This window comes from uncultured Caulobacter sp., from assembly GCF_937900395.1.
Taxonomy (GTDB): domain Bacteria; phylum Pseudomonadota; class Alphaproteobacteria; order Caulobacterales; family Caulobacteraceae; genus Caulobacter.
On sequence record NZ_CALCDX010000216.1, the window covers coordinates 56,582 to 69,368 of the forward strand.

The 12,787-nt window shown below is 66.3% G+C and carries 7 protein-coding genes; 5 read left to right on the top strand and 2 right to left on the bottom strand.

What is annotated here, in order from left to right:
- Positions 1 to 14: 14 nt before the first annotated feature.
- Together kdpB and kdpA are read right to left on the bottom strand one after the other, a co-directional pair.
- Positions 15 to 2,075 (bottom strand): potassium-transporting ATPase subunit KdpB, encoded by a 2,061-nt coding sequence (kdpB, locus tag Q0379_RS19215; protein WP_299015406.1) that lies wholly within the window; start codon positions 2,073 to 2,075, stop codon positions 15 to 17.
- A gap of 11 nt (positions 2,076 to 2,086) precedes the next feature.
- Positions 2,087 to 3,799, bottom strand: a complete 1,713-nt coding sequence (kdpA, locus tag Q0379_RS19220; protein WP_299015409.1) for a potassium-transporting ATPase subunit KdpA — start codon at positions 3,797 to 3,799, stop codon at positions 2,087 to 2,089.
- A 532-nt stretch (positions 3,800 to 4,331) separates the two neighbouring features.
- On the opposite strand from kdpA, the gene Q0379_RS19225 reads away from it, so the two are divergent.
- The 5 genes from Q0379_RS19225 to Q0379_RS19245 all read left to right on the top strand — a co-directional run bounded on the left by Q0379_RS19225 (position 4,332) and on the right by Q0379_RS19245 (position 12,779).
- On the top strand, positions 4,332 to 6,590 hold the full coding sequence (locus tag Q0379_RS19225) for a TonB-dependent receptor (protein WP_299015412.1): 2,259 nt from the start codon (positions 4,332 to 4,334) through the stop codon (positions 6,588 to 6,590).
- A 234-nt stretch (positions 6,591 to 6,824) separates the two neighbouring features.
- The gene (locus tag Q0379_RS19230) at positions 6,825 to 10,256 is read left to right on the top strand and encodes a response regulator (protein WP_366519338.1); all 3,432 of its coding nucleotides are present in this window, start codon (positions 6,825 to 6,827) and stop codon (positions 10,254 to 10,256) included.
- A gap of 2 nt (positions 10,257 to 10,258) precedes the next feature.
- Positions 10,259 to 11,080 carry a CheR family methyltransferase gene (locus Q0379_RS19235; protein ID WP_299015415.1) on the top strand — a complete coding sequence of 274 codons (822 nt, stop codon included), beginning with the start codon at positions 10,259 to 10,261 and terminating at the stop codon, positions 11,078 to 11,080.
- Positions 11,077 to 11,646, top strand: a complete 570-nt coding sequence (locus Q0379_RS19240) for a chemotaxis protein CheB (RefSeq protein ID WP_299015418.1) — start codon at positions 11,077 to 11,079, stop codon at positions 11,644 to 11,646. Before Q0379_RS19235 ends, Q0379_RS19240 begins: the two co-directional genes overlap by 4 nt.
- Positions 11,643 to 12,779 carry a hybrid sensor histidine kinase/response regulator gene (locus Q0379_RS19245; protein ID WP_299015423.1) on the top strand — a complete coding sequence of 379 codons (1,137 nt, stop codon included), beginning with the start codon at positions 11,643 to 11,645 and terminating at the stop codon, positions 12,777 to 12,779. Before Q0379_RS19240 ends, Q0379_RS19245 begins: the two co-directional genes overlap by 4 nt.
- Positions 12,780 to 12,787 lie beyond the last annotated feature (8 nt).

Sequence of the window (12,787 nt, forward strand, 5' to 3'; positions counted from 1 at the left end):
CCGAGGACTCGTGTTTACGCCAGACCCAGGGCCGAGACCACGAGATCGATCAGCTTGATGCCGACGAACGGCGCGATCAGGCCGCCTAGGCCGTAGAGGGTCAGGTTGCGCGACAGCAGCTTGCCGGCGCCGACGGCGCGGTACTTCACGCCCTTCAGGGCCAGCGGGATCAGGGCGACGATCACCAGGGCGTTGAAGATCACCGCCGACAGGATGGCGCTCTGCGGGCTGTGCAGCTTCATCACGTTCAGCGCGCCCAGGGCCGGCAGCGACACCACGAACATCGCCGGGATGATGGCGAAGTACTTGGCCACGTCGTTGGCGATCGAGAAGGTCGTCAGGGCGCCGCGGGTGATCAGCATCTGCTTGCCGACCTCGACGATCTCGATGACCTTGGTGGGATCGCTGTCGAGATCGACCATGTTGCCGGCCTCGCGGGCGGCCTGGGCGCCGGTCTGCATGGCGACGCCGACGTCGGCCTGGGCGAGCGCGGGCGCATCGTTGGCGCCGTCGCCACACATGGCCACCAGGCGGCCCTTGCCCTGCTCTTCCCGGATCAGCCGCAGCTTGTCCTCGGGCGTCGCCTCGGCCAGGAAGTCGTCGACCCCGGCTTCGGAGGCGATGGCCGCGGCGGTCACCGGGTTGTCGCCGGTGATCATCACCGTGCGCAGGCCCATGCGGCGCAGGTCGGCGAAGCGTTCCTTCACGCCGGGTTTGACGACGTCCTTCAGGTGGATGACGCCTACCAGGACGCCATCTTCGCTGACCGCCAGCGGGGTCCCGCCCGCGCGAGCGATACGGTCGATGGCGGCGGTCAGCTCGACCGGTATGCTTTTGGGCTCCAGCGCCAGCGAACGGTAGACGGCGTCGACCGCGCCCTTGCGCCAACTGCGGCCGTCGTGATCCAGGCCCGACTGACGGGTCTGGGCCGTGAACGGAATCGAGGTCGCGCCTTCGGGCGGCTCGACGGTCAGGCCGGCGTTACGGGCCAGTTCGACGATCGAGCGGCCTTCCGGCGTCTCGTCGGCCAGCGAGGCCATCAGGGCCGCCTTCATCGCCGTGTCCGGACGCACGCCCGGCGCTGGGATGACCTCGGTGGCCATGCGGTTGCCGAAGGTGATGGTGCCGGTCTTGTCCAGCAACAGGGTGTCGACGTCGCCCGCCGCCTCGACCGCGCGGCCGGAGGTCGCCAGGACGTTGACCTTCAGCAGCCGGTCCATGCCGGCGATGCCGACGGCCGAGAGCAGGCCGCCGATGGTGGTCGGGATCAAGGTGATGAACAGCGCGCCCAGCACCAGCGGGTCCAAGGCCACGCCCGAGAACTTGCCCAAGCCCAGCAGGGTCACCACCGCGATCAGGAAGATCAGGGTCAGGCCAGCCAGCAGCACGGCCAGGGCGATCTCGTTCGGCGTCTTGCGACGGTCCGCGCCTTCGACCATGGCGATCATGCGGTCGAGGAAGGTCGAGCCAGCCTCGGCGGTGACGCGAACCTTGATCCAGTCGGAGACCACGGTGGTGCCGCCGGTGACGGCCGAGCGGTCGCCGCCGCTCTCGCGAATGACGGGGGCGCTTTCGCCGGTGATGGCCGCCTCGTTGACACTGGCCATGCCCTCGATGATCTCGCCGTCGGTCGGGATCACGTCGCCGGCCTCGACCAGGATCACCTCGCCCATGCCCAGTTTGTGGGCCGGGGTCGGAATCCATGTGCCGGTCTTCGGATCGATAATCAGCTTGGCCTTGGTCGTCACGCGGGTGGCGCGAAGGCTGTCGGCGGCCGCCTTGCCCCGCCCCTCGGCGACGCTTTCGGCGAGGTTGGCGAACAGCACCGTGGCCCACAGCCAGACGGCGACCTGGATGGCGAAGCCCGACGCCTGGTGAGCCGCCACGGCGGCGACCGCCGAGACGGTCGACAGCAGCGCCACCAGCCAGGTGGCGAAGATCACCGGATTGCCGGTCAGCTTGCGCGGATCGAGCTTGAGGAACGCCTCCTTGGCCGCGCGGGCCAGGACGGCGCTGGAGAGGCCGCCGGCCAGGGCGCGTCGGCCATGATCGGCATGGATGTCTATCGAACTCATGGGATCACCACTCAGCGGAGGGCCGCGACCGCGCCGAGCGCTTGGAAGTGCTCGACGATCGGTCCCAGCGCCATCGCGGGGAAGAATTGCAGGCCGCCCAGGATCAGGATCACCCCGATCAGGAGGCCGACGAAGAGGCCGCCGTCGGTCGGCAGCGTGCCGGCGGTGGGGGCGAGCTTGGGCTTGGCCGCCAGGTTGCCGGCGATGGCCAGCACCGCGACGATCGGCAAGAAGCGGCCCATCGCCATGGCGATCCCCAGCGTCACGTCCCACCAGGGCGCATTGGCGGTCAGGCCCGCGAAGGCGGAGCCGTTGTTGGCCGTCCCTGAGACATAGGCGTAGAGGATCTCCGACAGGCCGTGCGGGCCGCTGTGCATCAGGCCCTTCAGCGCCTCGGGCAGCACGGCGGCCAGGCCTGAGAAGCCCAGCATCGACAGCGGGATGATCACCACCGCCAGGATCGAGAACTGGATCTCGCGGGCCTCGACCTTTTTGCCGAGGTACTCGGGCGTACGGCCGACCATCAGCCCGGCGACGAACACCGACAGCAAGGCCATGACGACCATGATGGCGACGCCCGAGCCGATGCCGCCGGGCAGGATCTCGCCCAGCTGCATCAGGAACATGGCGATGCCGCCGCCCAGGGGCATCAGGCTGGAATGCATGCCGTTGACCGAGCCGTTCGAGGCGCCGGTGGTCATGGCGACCCACGCGGCCGTGGCGGGCGCGCCGAAGCGGACCTCCTTGCCCTCCATGTTCACCGAGGCGTCGACCTTGGCGGCGACCTGGGCAGGGGGGGCCTGGGTCTCCGTCGCGTAGACGCCCGCCGCCCCGGCGAACAGCAGCACGAAGGCGGCGATGACCAGAGCGCGAACGTCCTTCTTGGCCAGCACCATGCGACCGAAGGCGAAGAAGGCCGCCCAGCCCAGGGTGTTGATCGAGACCGCCGTGATCAGGTTGGTCAGCGGCGTTGGGTTCTCGAAGGGATGGGCCGAGTTGGCGTTGAAGATCCCGCCGCCGTTGATGCCCAGCATCTTGATCGCCTCCTGAGAGGCCACGGCGTAGAGCGAGATCTTCTGGTCGGCGCCCTCGAGCGTATGGGCGGTGACGCTAGCGGCCAGGGTCTGCGGCAGCCCCAGGGCGACCAGGACGATCGCGACCACGAACGCCAGCGGCAGCAGCAGGTAGAGCGTCGTGCGGATCAGGTCGGCCCAGAAGTTGCCGACGCCCTCCCCGCGATTGGCGACGAACGCCCGCGCGAGAGCCGCCGCGACGGTCGCGCCAGTGGCGGCCGAGACGAAGTTCTGCACCGTCAGCACGAGCATCTGACTGAGCGTCGACATCGTGCTCTCGCCCGCATAGCTCTGCCAGTTGGTGTTAGTGACGAAGCTGATCGCCGTGTTGAACGACAGGTGCCCCGAAAGCCCGGGGAAGCCCTGCGGGTTCAACGGCAAGACGCCCTGCAAGCGCAGCACCGCGTAGACGAAGATGAAGCCGACCAGATTGAAGGCCAACAGAGCCAGGGCGTAGGCGTGCCAGCTCTGGCTCTTGGTCGGATCAACGCCGCAGGCCTTGTAGAATAGGCCCTCAACCGGACGCATCACGGGGTCGAGGAAGGTTTTCTCGCCGTTCCAGACGCGCGAAAGAAAGACACCCAGCGGCCAGCCGATGGCGACCGCTAGGCCGAGGGTGAGGGCGATCTCCGCCCATCCTTGCCATGTCATGGAAGTTGTCCGTCAGAACTTGTCGGGTCGCAGCATCGCCGCGACCATGTAGCCAGCGATCACGATCGCGCCGGCGCCCCACAGGATGTTCACGAACATCGTCAGACGCGCCTCAGCGCGGCGACGAAAGCGCCGAACAGGGCGAACAAGCCCAAGGCCAGCGCCCCATAGAGAAGATCAGCCATCAAGGCCTCCTTAGTGTTGGAGGCCAGGGACCATGAAGGCGCGTAAAGGCGCGATGCGGAAGAGCGGGCGGCGTATAAGGATTGCATAAAGACGACCCAGTCGACCGGGACGCCCGCTGCCCTCCCTGGCCGATCGCAACGGCGTGCGCGCCCATTCAGAAATCCCAGTCACGCTTTGAAGCCTTCTGGGTTTGCGCCTCCTGAAAAAACCTATCAGATAAATAGGATTTCGGGACTCAGACGAGGCGTAAGCCCGCGGGTTCTTCGGGGGCATGATGACCAGTAGTAAAACCGATAGTCCAAAGGCGCGGCTGCTCGTCGGCGCAAGCGTTCTGGCTTGCGCTGTTATGAGCGACGTCGCTGAGGCCCGTGAGATCAGTCCCTCCGCCGCGGCGGAGGCGGAAGCCGGCCAAGCGGTGGATCAGATCACCATCACGGCGCGCCGCCGCGAGGAGAAGCTCCAGGACGTGCCGATCACGGTGTCGGCCGTCTCCGGCCAGGTGCTGAAGGCCGAACGCCTCGACCGGGTGGCCGACTACGCGGCCAAGATCGCCAATTTCGCGGCCCTGCAGCAGAACACGCGGGTATCCACACTGACCGTGCGGGGGCTGGGGGGCAACGCCAACAGCGACGGTTCGGAAGCGGGCGTGGGCTTGATCGTCGATGGCGTCTTCTTCACCCACCCCGGGTTTTCATGGCTCGACTTCGTCGACCTCGACCACATCGAGCTGGCTCGCGGTCCGCAAGGCACGCTGCTGGGCAAGAACACGACCCTGGGCGCGCTGATCGTGACGACCAAGGCGCCGTCCTATCGGCCAGACGCCACGGTCAGCGCGACGATTTCAAGCCGCGAGCATTATCAGGTCCGCGCGAACATTTCGGGCCCGCTCGTCGCCGACAAGATCGCCGGACGCCTAACGCTGTACGGCGACACCGGCGGCGGCTGGATCACCAACAAGGTCGACGGCAAGGACTATCTGGACAATCGGCGATGGGCGGTCCGCGGCCAGCTGCTGTTCGATCCCAACCCGTCCTTCAGCGACCGGCTGATCGTCGAACACTACGACACCGACGAGTACAACAACTACTACCCGCCGGTGGGCGATCCCCTCACCTACGTCAACGGAACCGTCCGGAATGGCTGGGCGCGCAAGCTGCAGACGGCGTTCGGCTACGCCTCGTCCTATGACATCAAGGACGCCAAGCTGGACACTCAGGAACGCCTGATCTCCAAGACGGACGGGGTGTCAAACATCGCCGAGCTCAAGCTCGGCGCAAACACCCTGACCTCGGTCAGCGCCTGGCGGCGGCTGTACTACCGTCCCCACAACGACGGCGACTATACGCCCTACCCGATCTTCCGGGCGGGCTATGATGTCGATGTCGATCAGTTCTCACAGGAGCTGCGACTGGCCTCGCCGACCGGTGACAGGGTCGATTGGCAGACGGGGATCTATCTTCTGCGGCAGCAGGTGCGCAGCAACTACCGCGTTGAGCTGCTCTCGAAGGCGTCAGCCTTCTTCCTCTCCCCGACCCTACCGGCCGCCGTCCTGGACGGCGTCGAAGGCGATCAAGTGGGCGCGGCCGACACCACGAGCGCGGCGATCTTCGGCCAGGCTGCATGGCATGTGAGCGAGCGCGCCACCGTGACCGCCGGCCTGAGATACACTCACGAGTCCCGCGAGGCTTCGAACCGGGTGCTCTCGTTTGGCGGCGCGGCCCTACCGGCCGTCCTCTCTCCGTATCGCGCGGCCGCGACCGGACCAGCCTACACGGTTAGCGGTAAGAAGGACGACGGCTCCATCTCCTGGCTGATCAACCCGTCGTACAAGATCAGCGACAACATCCTGGCCTACGCCAGCGCCAGCTATGGCGAGAAATCCGGCGCGGCCAACCTGGGCGCAAAGGTCGGCGACGCTGTGATCATCGGCCCCGAAAAGTCGATGGACTACGAGCTGGGGATCAAGACCACCCTGCTCGGCGGCCGCGCCACGCTCAACACCAACCTCTACAACAACACGATCGACGGCTATCAGGCCACGCTCAGCGACCCCACGAGCACTCGCACCTACCTGTCCAATGTCGGCAAGGTTCGACTGCGAGGCGTCGAGGTGGAAGGCGTCGCCCAGGTTTCCGACCACCTGAACCTGTCGTTCAGCACCGCCTGGGGCGAGGCGATCTACGTCTCCTACCAGAACGCGCCGCCGCCCGCCGAGTACACCTATGTCGGCGCGCCGACCTCAGTGGACCTTTCGGGCAAGTCGGCGCCGTTCGCTCCCAACTGGACGGGCGCCCTCAGCGCGCGCTGGGAACAACCGCTGGCGGGCGGTCTATCGCTCTTTGCCTACGCCAACGAAACGTGGCGGAGCCGCGCCAACCTCAATCCGCTCTCGTCTTATGGCCGCCAGGACGGCTACGCCCTGACGAACGCGGGGATCGGGCTGAAAGGTCGCGACGAGCGCTGGTCGGTGACGCTGTGGTCCAAGAACCTGTTCGACAAGCGATACGCCGCCGCCTTCGCCGCCGCCACGACCATCACACCCTACACCGCCATCTTGGGCGATCCACGTACAGTAGGCATAACCCTCACGGCCAAGCCCTTCTAGACAAGGAAGTGGGGAAAGGACGCGTGAACTCGGGGAACCTTTGCCGTGCGATGGCGTTTGGGACCCTACGCGCAGCTGCGCGCACGGGGGCGTGGTGTTCATTTTGACGACAGTGTTTGGCGTCGAGGGTCGCGGACGGAGCGCGGACTCATTGGCGCGCGCGACATTGTGTTCGCGCCAAACTCCCCAGCAATTCATCGTCTAGCGTTCTAGCGTTTCGCCTTCGGGACTTTCATGTCGACCACAAGCTCATCGCGTTCGTCCCTGCCCTGGTCCCGGATGGAGGTCTGGGCGACCCTGGGCCTGACTCTGGTGCTGCTGTTCTTTCTGGGCAGCGGACTTGTCGCCTATCGCAATGTCGAGATGCTGCGGAGCAATAGCCAGAAGATCTGGCATTCCCACGACGTGCTGATGGCGATCGATGATCTGCTGTCCACCGTGCAGGACACCGAGACGGGACAGCGGGGCTATCTGCTGACGGGCAACGACCGCTACCTCGAACCCTATCAGGCCGCCGTCTCCGCCGTTGCTTCACGAACCGAGGCGGTGGAGAACCTGACACGGGACAATCCCACGCAGCAGGCCAATCTCAAGGTCCTTAAGCGCCAGATCGCGGCCAAGCTCGAGGAGCTGGACGAGACGATCACTCTACGCCGCACCATTGGCGCTCAAGCCGCTCTCGCCGTGGTCAACACCGATCGCGGCAAGGCCGAGATGGACGCGATCCGCCGCCAGATCGGCGTCATGCGGCAGGAAGAAAGCCGTCTGCGCGCCTTGCGTCTGACGACCATGGGCGCGGCGTACAACACCGCCCTGCTCAGCGGCGTGCTGGCCAGCGCGCTCGGCGGGGTCCTGACCTTGGCGGTGTTCTATCTGATCCGCCGCGCCGCCCGCGCTCAGGCGCGCGAGGAGTGGCTGCAAGCCGGCCAAGTGGGTCTTGGCTCGGCGATGATGGGCGACCTTTCCGTGGAAATGCTGGCGGACAATATCCTGGCGTTCCTGTCGCAATATCTGGGGTTCCAGGCCGGGGCGCTGTTCAAGGGCCACGGCGGTCACTTCTATCGCGCCGCCAGCCTGGGCATCCCCGCCGACGCCCAGACCCCGGAGCGCTTCAACCTCAAGGAAGGCCTGCTGGGCAAGGTGGCGGCCGAAGGCCAGGCGACGATCGTCCGAGACGTGCCGGACGGCTACATCACCATCGGCTCCGCCTTGGGCCAGGATAAGCCCCGTCACCTGGTCATCGTGCCGGTGAAGGCCGACGGCGTGGTCAACGCCGTGATCGAGCTGGGCTTCCTGCACCCGGTCGACGATCGGGTCGTGGAGTTGCTGAACCAGGCTTCGGGCGCGATCGGCGTCGGACTGCGTTCGGCCCGCTACCGCGCCGAGCTGCAGGACACGCTGGAAGAGACCCAACGCCAATCGGAGGAATTGCAGGTTCAGAGCGAAGAGCTGCGCGTCTCCAACGAGGAGCTGGAGGAGCAAGGCCGCGCCCTGAAAGAGTCCCAGACCCGCCTGGAACAGCAGCAGGCCGAGCTGGAACAGACAAACAGCCAGTTGGAAGAACAGGCCCAGATGCTGGAGACCCAGCGCGACGAGCTGGAGCGGACCAGCGCGGCCGTGGCCTTGAAAGCGCGCGAGCTGGAGCAGGCCAGCCAGTACAAGTCCGACTTCCTGGCCAACATGTCCCATGAGCTGCGCACGCCGCTCAACTCACTGCTGATCCTCTCCAAACTGCTCAGCGACAATCCCAACGGCAATCTATCGACGGAACAGGTGAAGTTCGCCCAAACGATCGAGTCCTCGGGCAACGACCTGCTCAACCTGATCAACGACATCCTCGATCTGTCGAAGATCGAGGCCGGTCACGTCGAGGTGCGCCCCGAGACCGTCTCGCTGCAGCGCCTGACGGGCGACCTGCGTCAGCTGTTCAATCCCGTCGCCGACAACCGAGGCCTCGACTTCAACATCGAGGTGGCCGAAGGCGCGCCCAAGGTGATCGAGACCGATCGCCAGCGGCTGGAACAGGTGCTGAAGAACCTCCTCTCAAACGCCTTCAAGTTCACCGAAAAAGGCGGCGTAACGCTGAGGATCGCTTCGGCGGGCGACGAGCACATCGCGTTCTCGGTCAAGGACACTGGCATCGGCGTCTCCCGTGAACAGCAGGAAGCCATTTTCGAAGCGTTCCGTCAGGCCGACGGCACCATCAGCCGCAAATACGGCGGCACCGGCCTTGGCCTGTCGATCAGTCGCCAGCTTTCGCGCCTGCTGGGCGGGTCGATCAGCTTGGAAAGCCAGCCCGGCGAAGGCAGCACCTTCACCGTCACCATTCCCCTGGCTTACGATCCGACGCGCGTGGCGCCGCGCGAGCCGCCGCGCCTGAGCGAGGCCCCCGTCGCGGCGCCCACGCCTCGGCCTCGTGCGAAACGGACCTCCCCGCCAAAGACGGTCGAAGACGATCGTGATCACGCCCTCGGCGCGCGGCGCGTTTTGCTGGTCGTCGAGGACGATGACACCTTCGCCGGCATCGTCCGCGACCTGTCGCGCGAGCAGGGCTTCCAGTGCCTGGTGGCGGGCACGGCCGAGGAAGCCGTCAAACTGGCCCGCGAGTTCAAGCCCAGCGCGGTCGTGCTGGACGTGGGCCTGCCCGATGAATCCGGCCTTCTGGTTCTGGACCGCCTCAAGCGCGACGACGCCACGCGACACATCCCGATCCACGTGATCTCGGCCGAGGACCACAGCCAGACGGCGCTTTCGCTGGGCGCGATCGGCTACCTGGTCAAACCGGTAAAGCGGGACGATCTGGCCGAGGTGCTGAAGATCCTCGAAGCCAAGCTGGCCAGCACCGTGCGTCGCGTGCTGATCGTCGAGGACGACCGCGTCCAGCGCGAGGCGGTGGGCAAGCTCCTGACATCCGGCGATGTCGAGACGGTCGGCGTCGGCACGGCCGCCGAGTGCCTGGACGCGCTCAAGCGCGAGACCTTCGACTGCATGGTGCTGGATCTCTCGCTGCCGGACGCCTCGGGCTATTCGCTGCTGGAGACGCTCAGCCAGGATGGCGACCACGCCTTCCCGCCCGTCATCGTCTATACGGGTCACGACCTGTCGCCCGACGACGAGCAGCGCCTGCGCCGCTATTCCAGCTCGATCATCATCAAGGGCGCCAAGTCGCCCGAGCGCCTCTTGGACGAGGTCTCGCTGTTCCTGCACCAGGTGGTCGCGGCGCTGCCGCCCGAGCAGCAGAAGATGATCCAGAAGGCGCGCAATCGCGACGCGGTGCTGGAAGGCCGCCGGATCCTGGTGGTCGAGGACGACATCCGCAACGTCTACTCGCTGACCAACGTGCTCGAACCCCGCGGCGCGGTCGTCGAGATCGCGCGCAACGGCCAGGAGGCGATCGACGCGCTTGGCCGCGCGGCTCAGGATCCCACCAAGGAGATCGATCTTGTCCTGATGGACGTGATGATGCCGGTCATGGATGGCCTGACGGCGACCCGGACGATCCGCGACGATCCCCGCTGGTCGAAGCTGCCGATCCTGATGCTGACCGCCAAGGCCATGCCCGACGACCAGGCCCGCTGCATCGAAGCCGGCGCCAACGACTACATGGCCAAGCCGATCGACGTCGACAAACTGCTGTCGCTGGTCCGCGTCTGGATGCCGAGGTAGGCGTGTCTGAGATCGAAGACCTCGAGATCCAGCTGCTGCTGGAGGCGCTCTACCAGCGCTACCACTACGACTTTCGCCATTATGCCCGCGCGTCGATCAAGCGCCGCCTGACCCAGGCGCGCAGCCAACTGGGCTTCTCTTCGGTGTCGGCGATGCAGGACCGCGTGCTGCACGATCCGGCCATGCTGCCGCGCCTGCTCGGCTTTCTCACCGTGCAGGTGAGCGAGATGTTCCGCGACCCGTCCTACTTCCGCGCCCTGCGCGAGAAGGTCGTGCCGCACCTGCGCACCTATCCGTCCCTGAAGGTGTGGATCGCCGGCTGCAGCAGCGGCGAGGAGGTCTATTCGCTGGCCATCCTGTTCCGCGAGGAAGGTCTCTACGATCGGACGATCTTCTACGCGACGGACATCAATCCCGAGGCGCTGGCCGCGGCTGAGGCCGGGGTCTACGCCCTGGACCGCATCCGCAAGTTCACCGAGAACCACCAGAAGTCCGGCGGCAAGTCCTCGCTTTCCGACTACTACACGGCCGCCTACGGTCGCGCGGCCTTCGACAAGTCGCTGCGCAACCGGGTGGTCTTCTCGGACCACAGCCTGGTGACGGACGCGGTGTTCGCCGAGATGCACCTGATCTCGTGCCGCAACGTCATGATCTATTTCGATCGTCCGTTGCAGGACCGCGCGATCGGCCTTTTCCGAGAATCCCTGACGCGCAAGGGCTTCCTGGGCCTGGGCTCCAAGGAGAGTCTCAGGTTCTCGGCGCACGCGGCGGCCTTCTCGGAGTTCGCGGCCGCCGAGAAGATCTATCAAAGGCGCGAGCCATGAGCGGCGTCCGCCTTATCGTGATCGGCGCGTCGGCCGGCGCCGTGCAGGCGCTCCTGGCCTTGCTGCCCGTCCTGCCCTCCGGTTTCCCGCTGCCCATACTGGTGGTCGTCCACGTGCCGCCGGATCGCGACAACGTCCTAGTGCCGCTGCTGCAGGCCAAATGCCGCCTGACGGTGAAGGAGGCCGAGGACAAGGAGCCTTTGGTCGGCGGCGTGATCTACTTCGCGCCTTCCGACTACCACCTGCTGGTGGAAGCCGACGGAACCCTGGCGCTCTCCACGGACGAGCCGGTCAACTACTCCCGGCCTTCGATCGACGTGCTGTTTGAGAGCGCGGCCGACGCCTATGGCGAGAGCCTTGTCGGCGTCATCATGACCGGCGCCAACCACGACGGCGCGGCGGGCCTCAAGGCGGTGCTGGAGGCCGGCGGCAGGGCGATCGTCCAGGACCGCGCCGAGGCCTACGCCACGGCCATGCCCGACGCCGCCTTGGAGGCCTGCCCGACCGCCTCCACAATGACCCTCGACGCGATCGCGTCCTACCTGTCGAGTTTGGGGACCGCATGACCACAGCGGACAAGCCGATCAACTTCCTTCTGGTCGATGACCTTGAAGAGAACCTCCTGGCCCTCGAGGCGCTGCTGCAGCGCGATGGCCTGACGTGCCTCAAGGCGAGGTCGGGCGAAGAGGCGCTGGAGCTGCTGCTAGAGCACGAAGTGGCCCTGGCCTTGCTGGACGTGCAGATGCCCGGCATGGACGGCTTCGAGCTTGCCGAATTCATGCGCGGCAGCGAGCGCGCGCGGCATATTCCCATCATCTTCGTCACGGCGGGCGCGGCCAGCAATCAGCGTCGCTTCCGGGGTTACGAAGCCGGCGCGGTCGACTTCATCCAGAAGCCGATCGAGGCCCACATCCTGCGCAGCAAGGCTAATGTCTTCTTCGACCTCTACGAGCAGCGGCGGCAGATCGAAGCCCAGCGCGACGAGCTCGAAGCCGCGGCCCAAGCTCTGCGGCGCGCCGACCGCCACAAGGACAACTTCCTGGCCGTTTTGGCTCACGAGCTGCGCAACCCGGTCGCCGCGCTCGGCGGCGGCCTGCACTTGCTGAACAAGGACATCCCGCCCGAGCGGGCCGCCGATATCCGGGTGCGCATGGAGCGCATGCTGGAGCATCTGACCCACCTGGTCGACGACCTGCTGGACGTCTCACGCGTGAGCCAGGGCAAGATCGTCCTGAAGACGGCGCGGGTGGAGCTGGGCGAGGTCTTGCAGTCAGCGATCGACGCCAGCCAGCACACCATCGACGCCGGCGGCCACAGCTTCGTCACCAATCTCCCGGACGCGCCGGTCTGGCTGGAGGGCGACCATACCCGCCTGGCCCAGATCGTCTCGAACCTGCTGAACAACGCGGCCAAATACACGCCAAGCGGCGGCAAGGTCTCCCTGACCGCAAGCGCCGCGGACGGCTGGGCGACCATCACGGTGTCCGACACCGGCGTCGGCATTCCCGCCGAGATGCAGTCAAAGATCTTCGAGATCTTCGCCCAGGTGGAGGATCACCTTGGCAAGGCGCAGGGCGGTCTCGGGATCGGCCTCGCCCTCGTCAAGCAGCTCGTCAGCCTGCATGGCGGCGTGATCACCGTGGAGAGCGCCGGAGAGAACCGCGGCAGCGCCTTCACCGTGCGGCTGCCCGTGACATAGGCAGCGGC